Origin of the sequence: Pseudoalteromonas sp. MMG007, assembly GCF_018100985.1 — a bacterium.
Lineage (GTDB): Bacteria > Pseudomonadota > Gammaproteobacteria > Enterobacterales > Alteromonadaceae > Pseudoalteromonas.
The window spans coordinates 129,457-151,540 of sequence record NZ_JAGJEI010000005.1 but is presented as its reverse complement, the minus strand read 5'-3'; the positions used below and the strand labels follow the sequence as shown (position 1 = coordinate 151,540).

At 39.9% G+C, this 22,084-nt stretch carries 11 protein-coding genes; 9 read left to right on the top strand and 2 right to left on the bottom strand.

Features of this window, described 5'->3' with window-relative positions:
• The first annotated feature begins 63 nt into the window (after nucleotides 1-63).
• Entirely contained in the window at nucleotides 64-2,769 is a 2,706-nt protein-coding gene (gene topA / locus J8L71_RS08755; RefSeq protein WP_211000207.1) for a type I DNA topoisomerase, read from the top strand.
• A 302-nt stretch (nucleotides 2,770-3,071) separates the two neighbouring features.
• Here the strand turns inward: topA and J8L71_RS08750 are convergent, their stop codons facing one another.
• Nucleotides 3,072-3,314: a hypothetical protein gene (locus J8L71_RS08750; RefSeq protein WP_211000206.1), complete on the bottom strand. Its 243-nt coding sequence runs from the start codon at nucleotides 3,312-3,314 to the stop codon at nucleotides 3,072-3,074.
• Between the two features lie 241 nt (nucleotides 3,315-3,555).
• Between J8L71_RS08750 and J8L71_RS08745 the strand changes: the two genes are divergently transcribed.
• Nucleotides 3,556-4,107 (top strand): TIGR00645 family protein, encoded by a 552-nt coding sequence (locus J8L71_RS08745; protein WP_211000205.1) that lies wholly within the window; start codon nucleotides 3,556-3,558, stop codon nucleotides 4,105-4,107.
• 123 nt (nucleotides 4,108-4,230) lie between these two features.
• Here the strand turns inward: J8L71_RS08745 and J8L71_RS08740 are convergent, their stop codons facing one another.
• A complete protein-coding gene (locus tag J8L71_RS08740) occupies nucleotides 4,231-5,856 on the bottom strand; it encodes an alpha-glucosidase (protein ID WP_211000204.1) in 1,626 nt (541 codons plus the stop codon).
• 652 nt (nucleotides 5,857-6,508) lie between these two features.
• Between J8L71_RS08740 and J8L71_RS08735 the strand changes: the two genes are divergently transcribed.
• The 7 genes from J8L71_RS08735 to J8L71_RS08705 all read left to right on the top strand — a co-directional run bounded on the left by J8L71_RS08735 (nucleotide 6,509) and on the right by J8L71_RS08705 (nucleotide 22,044).
• Nucleotides 6,509-9,301, top strand: a complete 2,793-nt coding sequence (locus J8L71_RS08735; protein ID WP_211000203.1) for a TonB-dependent receptor — start codon at nucleotides 6,509-6,511, stop codon at nucleotides 9,299-9,301.
• A 121-nt stretch (nucleotides 9,302-9,422) separates the two neighbouring features.
• A complete protein-coding gene (locus J8L71_RS08730) occupies nucleotides 9,423-10,916 on the top strand; it encodes a tryptophan halogenase family protein (protein ID WP_211000202.1) in 1,494 nt (497 codons plus the stop codon).
• Nucleotides 10,916-12,769 carry a glycoside hydrolase family 13 protein gene (locus J8L71_RS08725; protein ID WP_211000201.1) on the top strand — a complete coding sequence of 618 codons (1,854 nt, stop codon included), beginning with the start codon at nucleotides 10,916-10,918 and terminating at the stop codon, nucleotides 12,767-12,769. The genes J8L71_RS08730 and J8L71_RS08725 overlap by 1 nt, the downstream gene beginning before the upstream one ends.
• A gap of 91 nt (nucleotides 12,770-12,860) precedes the next feature.
• Nucleotides 12,861-14,720, top strand: a complete 1,860-nt coding sequence (locus J8L71_RS08720; protein WP_211000200.1) for an alpha-amylase family glycosyl hydrolase — start codon at nucleotides 12,861-12,863, stop codon at nucleotides 14,718-14,720.
• Nucleotides 14,713-16,209, top strand: coding sequence for an MFS transporter (locus J8L71_RS08715; protein ID WP_211000199.1), 1,497 nt, complete (start codon nucleotides 14,713-14,715; stop codon nucleotides 16,207-16,209). Before J8L71_RS08720 ends, J8L71_RS08715 begins: the two co-directional genes overlap by 8 nt.
• Before the next feature lie 9 nt (nucleotides 16,210-16,218).
• Nucleotides 16,219-18,630 carry a glycoside hydrolase family 15 protein gene (locus J8L71_RS08710; protein ID WP_211000198.1) on the top strand — a complete coding sequence of 804 codons (2,412 nt, stop codon included), beginning with the start codon at nucleotides 16,219-16,221 and terminating at the stop codon, nucleotides 18,628-18,630.
• A 486-nt stretch (nucleotides 18,631-19,116) separates the two neighbouring features.
• Nucleotides 19,117-22,044 (top strand): TonB-dependent receptor, encoded by a 2,928-nt coding sequence (locus tag J8L71_RS08705; protein ID WP_211000197.1) that lies wholly within the window; start codon nucleotides 19,117-19,119, stop codon nucleotides 22,042-22,044.
• Nucleotides 22,045-22,084: the final 40 nt, after the last annotated feature.

Below are 22,084 nucleotides of genomic sequence, written 5' to 3'. Positions count from 1 at the left end.
AAATATTCGCGCCGTTTATACCGGCAAAACACATTTTAAATATTTGGTTAGAAATAGGCAACTATGGGCAAATCGCTAGTAATTGTAGAGTCACCTGCTAAGGCTAAAACAATTAATAAATATTTAGGTAATGATTTTATCGTAAAGTCCAGTATCGGGCATGTACGAGACTTACCTACTTCAGGTTCGGGCAAAGCTAAAGTGCCGGCAACTAAAACGCCAGCAGAAGTTCGCAAAATGGAACCAGAAGAAAAAGCAGCGTATAAACAGCAACGAGATTACACAAATTTAGTTGCGCGTATGGGTATCGATCCAGAAAAAGGATGGAAACCTCATTACGAAATATTGCCAGGTAAAGAAAAAGTTGTTCAAGAATTACAAAAACTGGCTGAAAATGCAGACCAAATATACCTCGCAACGGATTTGGATAGAGAAGGGGAAGCAATAGCCTGGCACCTTCAAGAAATTATTGGCGGAGAACCTGAAAAGTATAAGCGTGTAGTTTTTAACGAAATTACTAAAAATGCGATTCAACAAGCTTTTGAAACCCCTGGTGAGTTAAATACCGATATGGTTTACGCTCAGCAAACACGTCGCTTTTTAGACCGTGTTGTAGGTTTTATGGTTTCACCTTTGTTGTGGGCTAAAGTTGCACGTGGTCTATCTGCCGGTCGAGTACAGTCAGTTGCAGTTCGTTTACTTGTAGAGCGCGAGCGTGAGATTAAAGCATTTATTCCAGAAGAGTTTTGGGATATTCATGCTGATGTTAAAAACGCTGAGTCACAGTTACGATTAGAAGTAGCCAAACAAGCAGGCAAGCCATTTAAGCCTGTAAACGAAGCTCAGGCTACAGAAGCAGTTAAAAGCCTTGAGAATGCCGAATACAAAGTAATAAGTGTTGAGGAAAAGCCAAGTAAGAGTCGCCCAAGTGCTCCTTTTATTACTTCAACTATGCAACAGGCTGCAAGTACCCGCTTAGGTTATGGTGTTAAAAAGACCATGATGCTTGCTCAGCGCTTGTATGAAGGTGGTTACATTACTTATATGCGTACCGACTCAACTAATCTATCTAAAGATGCTGTTGAAATGTGCCGCGAATATGTAACACAAGAGTTTGGTGATAAATATTTACCGAAAGATCCAATTAATTACAGTTCAAAAGGCAATGCACAGGAAGCGCATGAGGCGATTCGCCCTTCAAGTGTAAGTGTGCTTTCTGGGCATGTAGAAGGCGTAGATGCGGATGCTAAAAAGCTTTATGAGCTAATTTGGCGCCAATTTGTAGCGTGCCAAATGGTACCTGCAGAATACGACTTAACAACATTGACTGTTGCAGCTAATGATTTTCAACTTAAAGCAAAAGGGCGAGTGCTTCGCTTTGATGGTTGGACAAAAGTACAGCCGGCAGTACGCAAAAAGAATGAAGAAGATCAATCATTACCAGCTGTTAAAGAAGGCGAAGTACTTAGTTTAATTGAACTTGACCCTAAGCAACACTTTACTAAGCCGCCAGCGCGTTTTAGTGAAGCAAGCCTAGTTAAAGAGCTCGAAAAGCGTGGTATTGGTCGACCATCTACGTATGCATCAATCATTTCAACAATACAAGATCGTGGTTATGTACGCGTAGAAAACCGTCGTTTCTTTGCTGAAAAAATGGGTGAAATAGTTACCGACCGTTTAGTTGAAAACTTCACTGATTTAATGAACTTTGATTTTACAGCAAAAATGGAAGGTCGTTTAGATGATATCGCTGAAGGCGAGCGCGTTTGGACACAAGTGCTTGATAAATTTTATGCTGATTTTTCTACTCAGTTAAACATAGCTAAAGATGAGCCAGAGCAAGGTGGCATGCGCCTTAATCAAATGGTTGAAACCGATATTGACTGTCCTACATGTGGCAGAAAAATGGGTATTCGAACAGCATCAACGGGTGTGTTTTTAGGGTGTACAGGTTATAGCTTACCGCCTAAAGAGCGTTGTACTACAACGATGAATTTAGTGTCGGGTGATGAAGCTGTTGCTGCTGATGTAGAAGATGAAGAAACTGAAAAGCTAATGCAAATGAAGCGTTGCCCAATTTGTGAAACGGCAATGGATTCATACCTTATCGATGAAACTCGAAAACTGCATGTATGTGGTAACAACCCTGCATGTCAAGGGCATATAGTTGAAGAGGGTACTTTCAAGATTAAAGGTTACGATGGGCCCATTATCGAGTGTGATAAATGTGGTTCTGACATGGAGCTTAAATCAGGTCGTTTTGGTAAGTACTTTGGCTGTAATAACGAAGAGTGTAAAAATACTCGTAAGTTACTCAAAAATGGTGAAGCAGCGCCACCGAAAGAAGATCCTGTTCATATCACTGAGCTCGAATGTGAAAAGTCTGATGCGTACTTTGTACTGCGTGATGGCGCGGCAGGTATATTTTTAGCTGCTAATACGTTTCCTAAATCACGTGAAACACGCGCACCTAAGGTAGAAGAGTTAAAACGCTTTAGAGATCGTATTTCACCTAAGTTTTATTACTTAGCAGATGCCCCAGCTAAAGACCCTGATGGTAATCTTGCCGTTGTGCGTTATAGCCGTAAAAATAAATCTCAGTATGTAATGACTGAAGTAGACGGTAAAGCAACAGGCTGGACTGCTCATTATGAAGCGGGTAAATGGGTAGAAGAAGCGAAGAAAAAAGCGGCGCCTAAAAAGAAAGCGGCTGCTAAAAAAGCCCCTGCTAAAGCAAAAGCAAAACCTAAAGCTAAAAAAGAAGATTAATAAGTATTTAGTTACTTATTTACCTTTTTATAGCACATAAAAAAACCGGAATGCACAGCTTGTGTCATTCCGGTTTTTTGTACCTAGTTATACCAATCCGCAAAAATACTTAATCATTCGCGGGGCTAAACGTGTCGCTACCTGTTTTAAAGACTCACACTTAGAACAACTAAATAGCGAATTTTTTCATAGCTAACAACATGTTTTTCTAGCCTTAAAATAGATCAATTAATTCAGCGAATTAGTATCAAATGTTTTCGCAACGGCTTTATTAGCAGTACATTCAACTAAGTGTATTGGTATTAAACCTTAACAGAAGATATTTTTTTATAACCTTCAGATTCAAGCTCATCATTTACGCATCTTAATACGTAGGCATTTAAAGCCTCATCATTTACATCATCATCTTTAGCCCAGTTAACACACATTTCTGTGTACTCTTTTATCATTTCGGCTGAAGCTATTGGCGTATCGTCTGCTACCGCGTAAGTCGCAGATACTGTAAATAGTGGCGCTACGAATAATGCTAACAATGCTTTTTTCATTCGTTTATTCCTAAATAAATGGTGTGATGACTGATTTAACCAATCGAGATTAAAGTACAAATCAGTAGTGCCCAATCCAGAACAATTCTGTTGGTAAGTTGATTTTTAATCGAAAACGAAATAAAAGATAACGAAAAATTTTTATCGTGAAGATGAGAAAATTACGCTTAAATCACATTGTAAGTATTTGTGTTGTAATAACTTATAAGCTAAGGTCGCTTTTTTATAAAAAGTAAAATGAATGGCTGATCAGCAATCAAATGTCCCTCACGCACCTAGTAAAATACACAAGGTGGAGCAAGGGTTAGAATCGTTTATATTTGCAGGGCGTTGGTTACTCGCGCCGTTTTTTGTGGGCTTATTGTTTGCAGTAATACTGTTACTTATAAAGTTTTTTAAACAACTTTATTTAATGGGCATAGCAACCTTTAGCACAACAAATCAAGAATTACTCGTTGGTATACTTACGCTGGTTGTTACAGCCTTATTAGCAGGTTTGCTTTTTATTATTATTTTTAGCGGCTATGAAAACTTTGTTTCAAAGCTTAATATTGAGGGCCATGAAGATAGGCCATCATGGATGGGGAAGGTTGGCTTTTCTGGTTTAAAAATGAAACTTATTAGCGCTATTGTAGCTATATCTGCGGTTGAGCTTTTAAAGGTATTTATTAATTCAAATATTCACTCAAGTGATGAGTTATTTTGGAAGGTAATTATTCATATTACTTTTGTAAGCTCAGGCGTATTATTTGCGCTCACTGATTATTTAAATAGTAAAACACTACCACATTAAAAAAGTTAAGTTAGTGCTTTGCTGGCAGCTATTTGGTCATATACCGACCAAAGTGCCCCCAAGCTTTAAGCGCACAAAAAAGCCCGATAAAATCGGGCTTTTAAACTATATGTTAGGGCTCTATTAATTTACAAAAGCAAAATAGCACCCAAAGCCGCTTATGCTTAACGTATTCCCCTCTAAAGTGGCATTACAATGAGATAGCGAGTCATGCGCATCAGTCACAGCTTTAGTTAGCTCAAATTTTTGATTGGTTTGTGCTAAATTAAACACACATAACATAGTTTGCTCGCTTAATGTTCTGTAAAAGGCGAGAATAGGCTCAGCAGTATCAATAAACTCAATGTCGCCTTCTAATAACACAGCATGCTGTTTACGCCATGCCATAAACTCACGGTAGGCATTAAGTATAGAGCCTGAATCGTTATCTTGAACAGATACAGCACTTTGAGTGTGCGCGTTATCTACAGGTAACCAAGGTTTTGCATTACTAAAACCTGCATGTTCTGAGCCATTGTTATCCCATGGCATCGGCGTTCTGCAGCCATCACGGCCTTTAAAGTTTGGCCAAAAAGTAATGCCGTACGGGTCTTGTAAGTCTTCAAAAGCAACAGAGGCTTCACCTAAGCCAAGCTCTTCACCTTGGTACATACATACACTGCCGCGTAATGAAGCAAGTAGGGCTGTAAGCATTTTACATTGGGCAGAGTTTATCTCACCATTTTGGCTCCAACGACTTGCTACGCGCTCTACGTCGTGGTTGCTAAACGCCCAACATGGCCAACCCTCAAGCATACATTGCTCAAGTGTTTGTACAGTTTCTCTAATGTATTCACTCGAATAATCATCAGTAAGTAGTTCAAAGCTGTATCCCATGTGCAGCTTATCGCCGCCTTGAGTGTACTCTGCCATGGTTGCCAATGAGTCTTCTGATGAAATTTCACCTAAGGACACAGTGCCTGGGTACTTATTAAGTAATGCGCGTATGTCTTGCATAAACTCAATGTTTTCTGGCTGCGTGTTATTATAATAGTGATACTGAAAAGCATACGGATTATCTTCACTAAAGCCACGCCCTTGGCGTTTATCTTTTGGTTTAGCTGGGTTGTCACGAAGCTGAGCATCGTGGTAGCAAAAGTTAATTGCATCGAGTCTGAATCCATCAACCCCTTTTTTAAGCCAAAACTCAACGTTATCAAGTACTGCTTTTCTTACTTCTGGGTTATGAAAGTTTAAATCAGGCTGTTCGGTTAAAAAGTTATGTAAATAGTACTGACCACGACGAGGTTCCCATTGCCACGCGCCGCCACCAAATATAGATAACCAGTTATTAGGCGCTGTACCATCGTCTTTAGAGTCAGCCCATACATACCAATCTGATTTATCATTATTTTGGCTTTCGCGGCTATCTAAAAACCATTGGTGTTGATCTGATGTGTGACTTAATACTTGGTCAATTATAATTTTAATGTCGCGTTTGTGTGCTTGATCTATTAATTCGTCAAAGTCGTTTAAGTCGCCAAAAAGCGGGTCTATGTCGCGATAATCGCTAATATCATAGCCAAAATCTTTCATAGGCGATTTAAAAAAGGGAGAAATCCAAATAGCGTCTACGCCTAAGCTTTTAATGTAATCAATGCGATTAATTATCCCTTTAAGATCACCAATACCATCGTTATTGCTGTCTTGAAAGCTTCGCGGGTAAACCTGATAAATAACCGCACCTTTATACCACTGCTGTTGGGCCATGCTTTTCTCCGTCGTTCCACACAGTATTTATATTGTTATTAGTTCGATTGAAACAATCGCTAAATTTTCAAAAAGCATACGTGAAGGGGACTACTCTGTAAAAAGCCTGCATACGTATGCAGCTAATTTACTTACTTAAATGCGCTTTTAAGGAGGTGTATTTAAGGTGCTATTTTTTTATTGCTAGCTTTACCAATCATGCTTTTTACTTATGAATAAAATAGCGCGGTCTGTTTTGGTGCTTATTTTAAAAGGCTTGCACGGTATTGGTGAAAATACTGAATGGTCTTACCAATTTCATAAAACATAAATTATTAAAATAACTTATGTAAATATTAAAAAATGCTTTATTTAACGCTATTTACACGCTGTATCATGGGTGATTCATAGTGCGAACATTTGTATTTTTATCAGACTCATTAACAATCATGTTGCACCATAATAATAAATTTAAAATCAATAGGTTAGCCTTGTTTTGTGAACTAAATGTTAATTTATATTACATTGCATGGTCTTGAATACGTATGCATAAAGTTGTTAATAAAATAATTCGAGCGTTAATATTGATGCTGACAACAAAATTAGCTCGCCTGTTTGACTATCACTCAAATAAAGAAGCGGGTATCACAATATGGGTAACGGGAAAAACATCATGTTTATGTTCAAACCAAGTATATTAACTTTGGCATTAGCAACTGCAGGTTTAGCAAGCTTTACCTCTGTAGCGGCGCAAGAAGATACAGTTAAAAATGATGACGTTGAGGTTATCGAAGTAAAAGGCTTTCGTGGCAGCGTTGTAGAATCAATCAACACAAAACGCTTTTCTACACAGGTTGTAGAATCTATTTCAGCTGAAGATATAGGTAAACTACCTGACTCATCTATTGCTGAGTCTATTGCGCGCTTACCAGGTTTAACGGCGCAGCGCCTAGATGGTCGCGCAAGCAGAGTATCAATTCGTGGTTTTGGTGAAAACGAAAGCGGTACTACGTTTAATGGCCGTGAGCAGGTATCTATAAGCGATAACCGTGGCGTAGAGTTTGACCTTTACCCATCAGAAATTATGAGCGGTGTTACCGTTTACAAAACACCCAGTGCAAGTTTAGATGCCGATGGTATTGCGGGTGTTATTAACATGCAAACAGTTCGACCTTTAAGTAAAGGTGAGCGCGTTGTTCAAGTTAATGGACAGTATGAACAAACCAGCTTTGATAAATTAAACCCAGACGGTAACGACGACGGTTACCGTGGCACGTTCTCATACATTGACCAGTTTGCTGATGACACTATTGGTGTTGCATTTGCTTTAAATACAATGAGTTCACCAAATCAAGAAAAACGCTGGAATTCATGGGGGTACCCTGAATTTACTGCTGAAGATGGGAACTCATATTCAATTTTAGGCGGCGCTAAACCTTACGTTCGTTCATCAACACTTGAGCGTGATTCAGCAATGATCGTATTAGAAGCTGCGCCTACTGATAAACTAAATATGACGTTTGATGCGTTGTATGTAGATTTCACAGATGAGCAAATTTTACGCGGTATTGAAGTTCCTTTTGCTTGGGGTCAAGGTAGTATTGATGCAAGCAGTGCTACAGTAGATGCAGAAAGTGGATTTATAACAAGTGCTGTAACACAAGGACAACGTGTTGTTGTGCGTAACGATTACCAAGAGCGTGATGCTGAACTAACTGCATTTGGCTTTAACACTAAATACGATATTGATGATTCATGGTCAGTAGAGTTTGATGCAAGTTACTCTCAAGTTGACCGTAAAATTTGGAGTATAGAAAGTTATTCAGGTACTGGGCGTGGTGATTCTCGCGGGGTTGCAGATAACCTAGGTTATGCCTTTAATGGCGGGAATACTGGCGCTACTTTTTCACATGACTTAGATTACAGCGATTATGATTTAATCCAATTAGGTGGCCCCCTCTCGTGGGGCGCAAGCTCTGCACTAAATGATGCATATGGATTAACTGGCACTGAGTATGAAAACCAGGCTCAAGACGGTTTTATTAATGCACCTACCATTGAAGATGAACTTGTAACACTTAAGCTAGCAGCTTCTAAAGTATTAGAAAACGAATACATTAGTTCAATTGAATTTGGCTTAGGTTATAAAGAGCGTGAAAAGTCTAAATCTTCGCAAGGTTACTTTTTAACTTTAAGTGATTTTTCTCTTGATAATCCAGGTATGCTAACTGTGCCAGAGCAATACCGTTTAGGCAGTGTTGGTTTAGACTTTATTGGGTTAGGCGACATGATAGCCTACGATGTAAATGGTTTAGTCAATGATGGTTACTATGAAACACTCGATGAGAGTTTGACTAACTCTAGCCATACAACTAAATCTTGGACCGTAAAAGAAGAAATCACCTCAGCATTTGCACAAGCTAATATTAATGCTGAAGTAAATGGTCTTCCATTAACGGGTAATGTGGGGGTGCGCTATGTTCATACAGATCAATCGTCTCAAGGTAACGCTTTTGGTGTAGATGATAATACAGGTTTGGTCATTGCTTCACCTACAAATATTGGGCACGATTATTCTCACGTTTTACCAAGCTTAAATTTATCACTTGCGATTGATGAGCAGCAAACAATACGTTTTGGCGCAGCTAAAACAATCTCACGTGCGCGCATAGATGAAATGAACGCCTCTGTTAATGCATCATATAATGATACACCGGATGAAAACGGTAACTTTTGGTCTGTATCGGGCGGTAACCCTAATTTAGAGCCTAAAGAAGCAACAGGCTACGACTTATCTTATGAAAACTACTTTAGTGATGAAGGTTACTTCTCTGCTGCTTTTTTCTATAAAGACTTAACGCAGTGGATTTTTGACGGTACTTATGCAATTGATATGTCGGGTGTTGCAGATCCATCTAATGGAGAAATTCCTGCAACATCTGAGGGCACAGGTAGTGGTAAAGTAAATGGTGGCGGCGGCGACCTGTACGGTTATGAGCTATCAGTAGCGTTACCATTTAAAATTTTCCACCCGTCACTTGAAGGCTTTGGTTTAATTGCAAGCCACACAGGCATTGAGTCTGACATTGAAGATCAAAACGGTAACGAATACGAATTACCAGGTCTTTCAGATAAAATTCAAAGTTTAACGGTTTACTACGAAATGAATGGCATGCAATTACGTACCAGTATGCGCAAACGTAGTGCCTTTAAAGGTGATGTATACGGTTTAGGTTTTAACACCGAGCAAGTAGATATCCTAGGTGAAACAATTTGGGATGTTCAAGCTGGGTATGACTTTAGTGAAGCCGGTGTTGAAAGCCTTGAAGGTTTATCAATTCAGTTCCAAGTACAAAACTTAACAGAAGAGCCGTTTACATCGCTTTCTGGCGATAACGCGCTGCAAGTTCGTGACTACCAAGATTACGGACGTACTTACTTGTTAGGCTTTAGCTACAAGCTATAATAAAGGTTGTGTGTAGGAGCCCTTGTAATTTGTTTTACAAGGGCTTTTTTATAGCTACTTTATCTAATATTAATCCGCAATATTACCTAATCATTTTGTGGGGCTAAACGTGGACACTACTATGAAACCAATAAAACACGTCGTAATCGCTGGTGGGGGTACGGCAGGATGGATAACAGCTGCCTTGCTTAATAAAGTGTTAGGTAAAGTGATTAAAATAACGCTTATAGAATCAAGCACTATTGGCACGATAGGCGTGGGTGAAGCGACCATTCCGCCTATTATTCAACTTAACAACGCACTGGGTATAAACGAGCAAGATTTTATAAACACTACACATGCATCTATAAAATTAGGAATTGAGTTCGAAAATTGGAAAAACACCTCTCATAGCTACATGCATGCTTTTGGCTCATTTGGAAAAGACTTCCCCTTTTGCGATTTTTACAATTTTTGGATAAAAGGAAAAATTTCAGGCTCTGAAAACAGCCTATGGGATTTTTCATTAAATTACCAAGCAGCAAAAAAACATAAGTTTGCACCCTTAAATACCATGCCTAATACGCAATTACCCGGTTTGAGTTATGCATATCACTTTGATGCCACTTTATATGCTGAGTTTTTAAAAAATCTCGCAGTGGCACGTGGTGTTGAGCATGTTGATGCCAAAATTGAGCAGGTTGAACAATGTCCGCTATCAGGGAATATAAAATCTTTAACCCTTAATAACTCACAGCAAATAAACGGTGACCTTTTTATAGATGCTACTGGCCAGCGCGCCTTACTCATAGAGCAAACACTAAACACAGGCTTTGTGGATTGGTCTCATTATTTACCATGTGATAGCGCCGTTGCAGTGCAATCTCAAGGTACTGATTCGCTAAAACCCTATACTCGCTCAATTGCGCATAGCGCAGGTTGGCAATGGCAAATTCCGCTGCAAAACAGAGTGGGTAATGGGCTTGTTTACTGTAGCCGTTATTTATCTGATGAGTCGGCCACGCAGTTACTATTAAATAATTTACCCGCTGAGCCCATTACAGCGCCACGTGTTATAAAATTTAAAACAGGGCGGCGCTTAAAGCAGTGGCATAAAAATGTGGTTTCGGTTGGACTCGCCAGTGGCTTTTTAGAGCCGTTAGAGTCAACCAGTATTCACTTAATACAAAGTGCAGTGACCCGTTTAATAAAGCTGTTTCCGCATAATGGTATTAGCGATGCGTTAGTTGCAGAGTTTAATAAGCAAAGCGTGACAGAAATAGAGCACATACGCGATTTTATTATTTTGCATTACAAACTAACAGCGCGAGAAGACTCGGCGTTTTGGCGTCAGTGTAAGCAAATGAATATTCCCGATTCGTTGGCTCATAAACTCAATTTATTTAAACACACAGGCAAAGTAGTACGTGAAAACGACGAACTATTTGCAGAAGTTGCTTGGCAGCAAGTGTTTATAGGCCAAGGCCTTATTCCCGATGATTACAATAGTATTGTTGACTCATTAAGCAGAGAACAACTTAACGATTTATTTTCTACATTAAAAACGCTTATTACTTCAACGGTAGAAAAATTATCTACTCATAAAAATTTTTTAGCAAAAATTAAAAAGGCCTAATGATGCGATTTTTAAACACACTTTTACTTGCAAGTGCGTGCAGCCTACCAACTATTAGCTATGCACTTGACGTTGAACCTGCCAATTGGTGGGTAGGCATGAATAAAAGCACGATTACCATCATGGTGCATGAGCAAAATATTGCAAACGAGCAAATTAAATTAGCTAAATATAATGGTGTTAAATTAAATAAAGTAACGCGCACAGATAATCCAAATTATGTGTTTTTAAATATTACCATTACCGACGTCGCTAAAGCCGGAACGCTTGAATTTAATAGCAGCGAAACGAGCAATAACTTTGAGTTTCCACTTCTTGAGCGAGAGAAAAACAGCGCAAAGCGACAAGGGTTTACATCAGCTGATACGCTTTATTTGATTAACCCAGATCGCTTTGCTAATGGCGATGAGCAAAACGATACCGTCCCTAGCATGTTAGAAGCCGTAGACCCTAGCACCAAGGGTGGGCGCCACGGGGGTGATATACAAGGAGTTATAAACGCATTACCGTACTTAAACAATTTAGGCGTTACACAGCTTTGGTTAACGCCAGTACTAGAAAACAACATGCCAGATTACTCTTATCATGGTTATGCAATTACTGATTTTTATAAAGTTGACCCACGTATGGGCTCAAATCAGTTATATAAAACGCTCTCGGTAAAAGCAAAAGAGCAAGGCATAGGCCTTGTAATGGATATGGTATTAAACCATTTTGGCTCAGAGCATACATGGGTTAAAGATAAACCTACCAAAGATTGGATTAACTTTAATGGTGAGTTTAAAAAAGGTAAAAACGCTACAAGCCATGCTCGCCAAACTATACAAGACCCACACGCGAGTGAGTACGACAAACGCCAGTTTAACGATGGTTGGTTTGTAGAAACCATGCCTGATTTAAATCAGCGCCAACCACTGTTAAGCGAGTATTTAATTCAAAACGCTATTTGGTGGATTGAGTACGCTGATTTAAGCGGTATTCGCGTTGATACCTACTCTTACTCAGATAAAGCATTTTTGAGTGATTGGACAAAAGCCATAATGCAAGAATACCCAGACTTTAATATTGTAGGAGAAGAGTGGACCTCAAACCCTGCAATTGCCTCTTACTGGCAACGTGGTAAAAATAACCAAGATGGCTATACATCAAGCCTACCAAGCGTGATGGACTTTTCTTTGCAGGAGTCGGTAATTCAAGCGCTAAATGAAGATGAAAGCTGGAATACGGGCTGGGTTAAAGTCTATGAGTCGTTAGCTAATGACTTTTTATACCCTGATACCAATAACATTATGGTATTTGCTGATAACCACGATATGAGCCGTGTATACACCGAGCTTGGACAAGATGCTGCAAAAACTAAAATGGCCATGACGCTATTTTTAACTACGCGCGGTATTGCGCAAATGTATTACGGTACGGAGGTTTTATTAGATAACACCCCGAGTAAAGACCATGGTGATATTAGAATAGATTTCCCGGGTGGATTTAAAGGCCAAACAAGTAATGCATTTACAGGTAAAGGGCTTACCTCGCAGCAAAAGAACATGCACAAAACAATTAGCACCTTGCTTAACTTTAGAAAAAACAGCACTGCGCTAGATAAAGGCAAATTAGTGCACTTTACGCCTCAGCAAGGTGTGTATAGTTATGCGCGTATTAGCGACGGGCAAACTGTATTGGTATTTATGAATAAAAACACAAAAGAGTTAACCAAGAATATTGAATATATGCAGGAAGTAATACCAAAAAATACTAAAGCACTTAATTTATTTACTAACAAAATACAGTTGCTAGGTAACACAGTGGCTTTACCGGCAATGAGTGCAACGGTATTAATTATAAATACCCCTTAATAGTTTACCTGAATACGTATGCAGCAACTGTATGGTTGCTGCACTAATCTTTAGTATAAAGTTAATAACAATACTGACAAAAAGACACACAATGAAAAAATCAGTTTATGTACCCGCAATACTGTGTAGCGCACTTATTGCTATGGGTTGCTCAGAAAGTAACAAACCCGAGCAACCACAAGCGCCAGCACAAACACAAAACGAATTAGCCAAGCCTGTTGTATACCAAGTATTTACCCGCCTATTTGGTAATACCAACACGTCTAATATGCCATGGGGCACTAAAGAGCAAAATGGTGTAGGTAAATTTGCCGATTTTAATGACGCAGCTTTAAAAGGTATAAAAGAGTTGGGTACTACACATGTTTGGTACACCGGCGTGCTACATCATGCGTTAGTTGGGGATTACACTGATTATGGGATTTCTCAAGATGACCCTGATGTAGTTAAAGGCAGAGCGGGCTCACCGTATGCTATTAAAGACTACTACGATGTAAATCCTGATTTAGCAGTTAATGTTACTCAGCGCATGGATGAATTTAGTGCTCTTATTGAGCGTACACATAATCATGGCATGAAGGTAATTATTGATATAGTGCCTAACCACGTAGCACGAAATTACGAATCCCTTGGTAAACCTAAAGGCGTTGAAGACTTTGGCGCACATGACGACACCACTAAAGCGTACGATAAAAATAATAACTTTTACTACGTACCAGGGCAGTCTTTTCAGGTGCCAACATCGCCAGAGTATAAAGTTTTAGGGGGGAATGAACACCCACTAGCGGATGGCTTTTTTGATGAAACGCCCGCTAAATGGACAGGTAATGGTGCCCGTACCCCAAAACCCGATATAAACGATTGGTACGAAACAGTAAAAGTTAATTATGGCGTAAAGCCTGATGGCAGCTACGACTTTGTTCAATTGCCAAGTGAGTACAAAAATAAAGACTACCGTGCTCATTATGCATTTTGGCAAGATAAAGAGCTTCCTAACAGCTGGTACAAATTTAGAGATATAGCACTTTTTTGGCTCGATAAAGGCGTTGATGGCTTTAGATACGATATGGCCGAAATGGTGCCTGTAGAGTTTTGGAGTTTTTTAAATTCGTCGATAAAAATGCAAAAAAGCGATGCCTTTTTGTTAGCTGAAGTGTACAACCCGCTAATGTACCGTGCGTATATTCACCAAGGTAAAATGGACTACCTTTACGACAAAGTAGGCTTTTACGACACATTAAAAGCCATTATGCAGGGTAAGCAAGCTGCTAATACTATTTTTGAAGTTCAAAGCCAAGTTACTGATATTGAAGCGCACATGCTGCACTTTTTAGAAAACCACGATGAGCAACGTATCGCAAGCCCTGACTTTGCAGGTAACGCTGCGTGGGGTAAACCGGCCATGGTGGTTTCAAACTTAATGAGCCGGGCACCCACGTTATTATATTTTGGTCAAGATGTGGGAGAAGATGGCTCAGAAAACGCAGGATTTGGCACTGCTACACGCACCAGTATTTTTGATTACATTGGCGTACCGACGCATCAAGCGTGGATGAATAACGGCAAGTTTGACGGCGCTAATTTAACAAAAGAGCAGTCGGCACTTCGTGATTACTATAAAGCCATTATGTCACTTAATAGTTTACCTGCTGTGGTTGGGGGGGAAATGACCGAGCTTAGCGTAACAGGAAGCCAGCGAGTTGTTGGCTTTATGCGCAAACTTGGCCAACAAACACTGTACGTTTTAAGTAACTTTAGCAAACAACCTCAAACTATTACGGTTAACTTATCAAAAGCGCAACTAGCGGCACTTAGCGAACACACCCAATTGCATGACTTACTTGAGCAGCACAGCACCGAGATCACATCAGGGTCGCAAGGCGCCACATTTACACTCACACTTGATGCATTTAGCAGCGCAGTATTAACAAATAAGGCTAATAATGAATAATCAAAATAATAGCGCCAAGCCAAATCTAAGCTTTTGGCAAATATGGAACATGTGTTTTGGCTTTTTAGGTATACAGTTTGGTTTTGCTCTGCAAAACGGTAATGTGAGCCGTATATTTCAAACATTAGGCGCCCAAGTAGATGATATACCCATTTTATGGGTTGCAGCACCGCTTACCGGTTTAATTGTACAGCCAATTATTGGTTACTGGAGCGACAAAACATGGGGTCGTTTTGGCCGCCGTCGTCCGTTTTTCTTTGTAGGGGCGGTGTTAACAACGCTTTCATTATTTATTATGCCGCACTCGCCTACACTTTGGATTGCCGCAGGTATGTTATGGATTATGGATGCGTCAATCAACGTGACCATGGAACCGTTTAGAGCACTTGTAGGCGATAACTTGCCAGAAAAACAGCGCGCTAACGGTTACGGTTTGCAAAGCTTTTTTATTGGTATTGGTGCGGTACTCGCCTCAGCATTACCATGGATGATGACTAATTGGTTTGATGTAAGCAATACCGCAGCGCCAGGGCAAATTCCTGAGTCTGTTAAATACTCATTTTATTGGGGTGGGGTTGTGTTACTAGTGGCTGTGCTTTGGACCGTTGCACGTACAAAAGAGTACAGCCCAGAGCAATTAGCTGAGTTTGAAAAGCAAAGTGCTCAACTTACTACCAGCAAGCTGGTTGATATTAACTTTAATAAAGGCGCCATTATTTTTGTGGTGTTAGGTTTAGCAACCCTTGCATTAGTAATGGGGTTATCGCTTGAAAAAGAGCTTTACCTACTTGCTGGTGGTTTACTAGCGTTTGGTATTGTGCAGTGGATTGCAGCGGCGCTTAAAAGTGCGAATAAAACCCAAGGTGGTTTTTACCAAGTAGTACAAGATGTATTTACTATGCCAGAGGCCATGAAGCAGCTTGCATGGGTGCAGTTTTTTAGCTGGTTTACGTTATTTGCCATGTGGATTTACACCACCGCCGCGGTAACAAGCTTTCATTATGGTAGTAGCGATGCAACCTCTAAAGCATTTAACGATGGTGCAGATTGGGTGGGTATTTTATTTGCCGCTTACAATGGTTTTGCTGCTATTGCCGCAATGTGTATTCCGTTTTTAGTTAAAAAAATGGGTTTAAAAGGCGCCCATTGTTTTAATTTATTACTGGGAGCATTAGGCCTTGCAAGCTTTATGTTTATTCAAGACCCTAAAATGTTACTTATTCCTATGATAGGCGTTGGTTTTGCGTGGGCCTCTATTCTATCGCTACCATATGCCATGTTAAGTAACGCCTTACCAAGTAACAAAATGGGCGTTTACATGGGTATTTTTAACTTCTTTATTGTTATACCGCAGTTACTTGCCGCCAGTATTTTAGGGCTTATTTTACGTCACGCATTTTCAAATCAGCCTATTTACGCATTATTAATTGGCGCAGCCTCGTTCGTTGTTGCCGGCATTGCTGTAATGCGCGTTAAAAATTCACATTAAGGACACACAATGAAAAAATATAACCTTATAACTGCCTCACTCTTAACATTAGGTTTAACTGCCTGTGGTGCACAAAACACAAGCACAGATAATGAAAATACCGCTGCACAGGTGAAATCGGCACCTGGCGCACCAGGTGTAGAGCCATTTTGGGCTTATGCAGGTAAAACAGGGATTGGCACGTCTTACGAGCAATACCAAAAAGGCCAATACAGTGATTCAGCTGCAACGGGCGATGTATCTAAGGTGTGGTTTTCAATTGCTAAAGGCATGATCACCGAAACTATGTTCGGGCTTATTCACCAAGCGCAAATTAAAGATATGCAGTTTGTTGTAACAGGTAAAGACTTTACCGTTAGTGAAGCTGATGAATTAGATGTAAGCATAGATTACTTATACAAAGATGCACAAGGCCGCCCACTTTCGCTTGCCTACAAAGTAACAAGCACTGATAAAAAAGGCCGCTTTAGTCTAGAAAAACACATATTTACTGACCCAGACGGGCAAACATTATTTGTTCGCAGTGTATTTAACACTGAACTTGAAGGGTTAAAAGCCTATGTTGCTGTAAACCCTTACATAAACAACAACGGGTTAGGTGACTTTGCTAAAACGACAGAGCAAGGGCTTGTGGCATGGGAAGACGATAACTATTTATCACTTCAATCAGTAACCCCTTTTAAAGCTAAAACAGTAGGCTTTACAGGTGAAAGCGATGGTATTAGCGCACTTAAAACAACGCAATCTTTAAAAAACCAGTACATAAATACTGGCGAAACTTCAGGTAATGTAAGCATGTTGGCTGAGCTTGGCGAAATAAGCGCTAACACCACCTTCGATTTAGCATTGAGTTTTGGTAAAACGCAGCAGCAAAGTATTCAGCAAGGCGAGCAAAGCTTAGCAAAAGGCTATCAAGCGGTGCTTGATCACTATAACGGCAAAGGTGAAGCGCTAGGCTGGCAAGATTACCTACAAAGCCTAAAACCGCTTAATACCATGGTTGAACAAACAGCCGATAACGGTAAGCTTTTATACACCAGCGCCATGGTTTTAAAGGCACAAGAAGATAAAACCAATGCCGGTGCGCTTATTGCGTCATTGTCAAACCCTTGGGGCGAAACCGTATCTGCCAAAGAAGGCTCAACCGGTTATAAAGCGGTATGGGTGCGCGACTTTTATCAAGTAGCCATGGCATTTATGGCACTGGGCGATACCGCCACCGCAAAAACGGCTTTCGAATACCTTGAAAAAGTACAAGTAAACAGCAAAACACCGGGTAATAACGGCGACACAGGCTGGTTTTTACAAAAAACACATGTAGATGGTGAGCTTGAATGGGTAGGTGTACAACTAGATCAAACCGCTATGCCTATTATGCTTGCTTGGAAGTTACATAAAGCCAATGTACTTAGCGATGAAGAGCTAAAAAGTTGGTACAGCAAAATGTTAAAACCAGCGGCTGATTTTTTAGTTGATGGCGGCCTTGCTAAAATTTTGTGGAACAACACGCAAATTACACCACCGGGAACCCAACAAGAACGCTGGGAAGAGCAAGAAGGTTATTCGCCTTCGACTACTGCGGCAATAGTCGCTGGCCTTATTACAGCCAGTGATATAGCAACGCTTAGTGGCGATGATAAAAACGCAAAGCGCTACCTTACAACGGCTAAAAAGTACAACAACGATATTGAATCGCACATGTTTACCACTAAAGGTAACTTAAAAGGCGAAAATAGTGATGGCGAATACTTTATACGTATAGGCCAAGATACCGATGCTAACTCAAACACTAAAATTAATGCTAATAATGGCCGTGAAGGGTTTAATAAAAAGCAAATTTTAGATGGCGGGTTTTTAGAGCTAGTACGCTATGGCGTACGCGGTGCTAATGACGAAAGCATTGTTAAAACACTGCCTGAGTACGATGACGAAACGCTTGAAGATAACCTACAAGTTAAATACAGTTTTAGTTTTGACGATGGCAGCGGCACCTTTGCAGGCTACCGCCGCTACGGTAATGACGGTTACGGCGAAGATGAAGTAACAGGCACTAACTATGCAGAAGGTGGCAGCAATACACCAGGTCAACGCGGTCGTGTTTGGCCATTTTTCACAGGTGAACGTGGCCACTATGAAATAGCTGCTGCCAATGCAAACAACGCCCTTGATGATGCTAAACAAGCGCAAATTAAAAACAGCTATGTTAAAGGCTTAGAACAATTTGCCAATAATGGTCTTATGTTACCGGAACAAGTATGGGATGGCGTAGGTGTAAATAAAGCAGGGTATGAGCTAGGCGAGGGCACTAATTCAGCAACACCATTGGCATGGACTCACGCTGAGTACGTTAAACTGGTACGTTCATTGAGCGATAAACAAGTATGGGATCATTACCCGCTTGTTGAAGAGTCGCTAAAATAATTGAACTTAAATCTAAATTTTTTGAGCTCCCTTAATTGGAGCTTTTTTTATAATTAAATACAGTTTAATGCAATTTTAAACTTTATTAACATACAGCGTGGTAGTGAGAAAATACATATTTAATTTACATTAACGCAATTAACTTGCCTCTTTTGGGCTTTATAAGGGGGGAGGGGTATTCTCCACCCAATAATTTTATTTACCTCCACTATTTCATATCTTTTATTTAACAATTCACAGGTTGTTACCAGGTGTTAATTGTTTTGTTTTTTGTTTTTTTTGCAATGGGTTTGTAAATATTATGTTTTGTATCTTTTGTTTATAAGCTGTTAATTTTAATGGTATATAGTTGACGACTTTGTTTGCTGTGTGTTATTTATTTACCTCTCTTGTTAATCAAGAGGGGGTTTTATTTACAGTGGTAATTAATTGGTAAGATAAAACCGGCTTTCAAAAAATAATAAGTTATTCAGGGATATGTTAAACATGAAAAGTAATTTCTCTAAAACATTTAAACGCTCGCTTACAGCTGCTGCAGTAGCAATGACTCTAAGTGCAGCTATGCCAGCGATGGCGGATAACGTTAATGGTGCCATAAAAGGTAGCTTAACAGCTCAGTCAGGTGTTTCGTTAGCAGGTGCAACAGTAACAATAACAGATGACACTAAAGGCTATTCAAAAACGCTTATTGCAGATTCTAACGGCGAGTTCGATCTAAAACAGGTACCGGTAGGCAAGTATAATATAGTAGTTTCACAAGCTGGTTTCGACCAAGCTCAAGTTAAAGATGTAGTTATAGGGGTTGGTAAAACGGCTCTTATTGAAATACCACTAACCACAGGTAATATCGAAAGAATTGCGGTTGTAGGTGGCTCTATTCGCGCAATAGATGTATCTGCATCAGAATCTTCACTAAATATTAGCTCTGAAGAACTAGAGCTTTTACCTATTTCTCGTTCTGTAACTTCAGTAGCATTGCTTGCGCCTGGCGCAACTGAAGGCGATAGTCGTTTTGGCGACCAAGCTTCTTTTGGTGGCGCTTCGGTAGCTGAAAATGCTTATTACGTAAATGGTCTCAATATGACTAATTTCCGTAACGGCCTTGGTGGTGCAACAATCCCGTTCACTGCTTACGATAGCTTCCAAGTTAAAACTGGTGGTTATTCTGCAGAATTCGGCCGAACTACAGGCGGATTAATTTCATCGGTTACCAAATCTGGCTCAAATGATTTTCATTTTGGAGTTGAAACGATTTATTCGTCTGACTCATTAAGTGAGCAAGCTCCTAACTCACTTTATAAGCAAAACGATCGCTGTGACGATGCAGACGGGCATTGTATTGGTGATTTATTTGTTAATAACCAAGATGACTACGAGAATTCATTTGAAACAAATATTTATGCTTCTGGTGCGATAATTGAAGATACATTATTTTTCTATGGTATTTACACTGCAAGAGATAATGACTACGAATACGGGAACGCATCTCAAACCGATTTAACTGTTGAAAAAGATGATGACCCATACTACCTAGCTCGTTTTGATTGGAATATAAACGAAGATCACCAGCTAATGCTGTGGGGCTTTAGTGATAAACGCACATATTCAGAGAAAACGATTTCAGATCCTGAAGGAAATGGTAATTACACTGAAGATGGCGGTACAGCTTATCACAAGCGAGGCGGAGAAAGTTTTGCTGTTCGTTACACAGGTAACCTAACTGAAGATTTAAGCATGTCAGCAATGTATGGCCAAGTTAAATTTTCAGAAACTGATTACTCAGATTTTGATGATTGCCCAACAGGCTACGATGCGGACTTAGGTGAAGATACTACATGTTATGTAAACTTTACCGTTGGTGAAAATGAAGATAAACGAGAGCAATTCCGCGTTGACTTTGATTACTACCTGAACGATGAACATACACTAAGATTTGGTTATGATTCTGAAACTAATACAGCTGATTCAACAACTATAAACTCAGGTGGTATTTATTACTACTACAGAACATACGAAGAAGGCGCAAGACTACCTAATGGCTATGTTTTACCAGAAGAAATGAAAACAACTCGAGTTCGCGATTACAAAAATGGTGGCGAATTTGAAGTAGAAAACTGGGCTATTTATATTGAAGACCAATGGTCAGTTACTGAAGATTTAACATTAACGTTAGGCCTTCGTAATGATAGCTTTACAAACTACAATGCAGATGGTGAAGAGTTTGTATCTATCGATAACCAAATTGCTCCTCGTATTGGTGGCTCTTGGGATATTAATGGTGACGGTGACAGTAAATTATACTTCACAGCAGGTCGTTATTATTTACCTGTAGCTGCGAATACTAATATTCGTTTAGCTGGTGCAGAGACTTACATACAAACATGGTATGCATATGAAGGCTTAAATGCTGACGGTACTCCTGTTGGTTTAAGTACACAGCTAGGTGATCCTGCTATTTCTAATGGCGGTGATGGAACTGCAAAACCTTCAAATACATTATCCGACAAAGACCTTGAACCAATGTATAACGATGAATATATGATTGGCTATCAAGCGGCAATTAATGATGATTGGTCATGGGGTGTAAAAGCTACTTACCGCGTCTTAGGTAATCAAATTGATGATGGTTCTTATATTTTTAGAGATGAGAACGGTGAATACTTAGGTGAAAATTGGTTCTTATTTAACCCAGGTAATGGTGCTACTTTCAATTTTGATCTCGATGGGGATGGCACTACAGAGGAGTATAGTTTTAGTGCTGACGAATTAGGTTACCCAGATGCTAAGCGTAAATATGCATCGGTTGACTTAACATTAGAGAAAACATGGGATCAGGTATGGTCTTTCAAAGCGTTATACACATGGTCACACAACTATGGTAACACCGAAGGTTTTGTTAAATCTGATAATGCTCAAGATGATGCTGGTCTGACGCAAGATTGGGATTACCCTTACTTAATGGACGGTGCTAATGGTAATCTACCTGCAGATCGTCGCCATAACATTAAAATCTATGGTGCGTATGCTGTTACAGAAGACTTCTTAGTTGGTGCGAATGTTAATATCGCATCTGGTCGTCCTTGGACCGCTTTAGGTCAAGGTTATACTCCAGACCCTGATTTATACCAATATGGTGATACTTACTATGTAGGCGATCAACGTTTCCCTCGCGGTAGCATGGGTACTACACCATGGACAGCGCGACTAGATCTTAACTTTACTTATAACCTTCGCTTTAATGACCAAAAGGTTCGTTTAGCTATGGATATATTTAACGTATTTGATGCTGCGACTGAAACTCGTTACGACGAAGAGGCCGAAGTAGCTGCCGGCGATGGAAGTGCTACATTTGGTTTGGCTGAGGCTTACCAATCTCCACGTAGAATTCAATTATCGGCGTCTTACGACTTCTAATAAATTGAATTACAGAGTTTGATTAATTTAAAGCCTCATT

Excerpts from the sequence above, each read along its gene's own strand:
- J8L71_RS08735 (WP_211000203.1), top strand. The coding sequence starts at position 6,509 with ATGTTTATGTTCAAACCAAGTATATTAACTTTGGCATTAGCAACTGCA.
- J8L71_RS08720 (WP_211000200.1), top strand. The coding sequence starts at position 12,861 with ATGAAAAAATCAGTTTATGTACCCGCAATACTGTGTAGCGCACTTATT.
- J8L71_RS08730 (WP_211000202.1), top strand. The coding sequence starts at position 9,423 with ATGAAACCAATAAAACACGTCGTAATCGCTGGTGGGGGTACGGCAGGA.
- J8L71_RS08750 (WP_211000206.1), bottom strand. The coding sequence starts at position 3,314 with ATGAAAAAAGCATTGTTAGCATTATTCGTAGCGCCACTATTTACAGTA.
- J8L71_RS08715 (WP_211000199.1), top strand. The coding sequence starts at position 14,713 with ATGAATAATCAAAATAATAGCGCCAAGCCAAATCTAAGCTTTTGGCAA.
- topA (WP_211000207.1), top strand. The coding sequence starts at position 64 with ATGGGCAAATCGCTAGTAATTGTAGAGTCACCTGCTAAGGCTAAAACA.
- J8L71_RS08705 (WP_211000197.1), top strand. The coding sequence starts at position 19,117 with ATGAAAAGTAATTTCTCTAAAACATTTAAACGCTCGCTTACAGCTGCT.
- J8L71_RS08710 (WP_211000198.1), top strand. The coding sequence starts at position 16,219 with ATGAAAAAATATAACCTTATAACTGCCTCACTCTTAACATTAGGTTTA.
- J8L71_RS08745 (WP_211000205.1), top strand. The coding sequence starts at position 3,556 with ATGGCTGATCAGCAATCAAATGTCCCTCACGCACCTAGTAAAATACAC.
- J8L71_RS08740 (WP_211000204.1), bottom strand. The coding sequence starts at position 5,856 with ATGGCCCAACAGCAGTGGTATAAAGGTGCGGTTATTTATCAGGTTTAC.
- J8L71_RS08725 (WP_211000201.1), top strand. The coding sequence starts at position 10,916 with ATGATGCGATTTTTAAACACACTTTTACTTGCAAGTGCGTGCAGCCTA.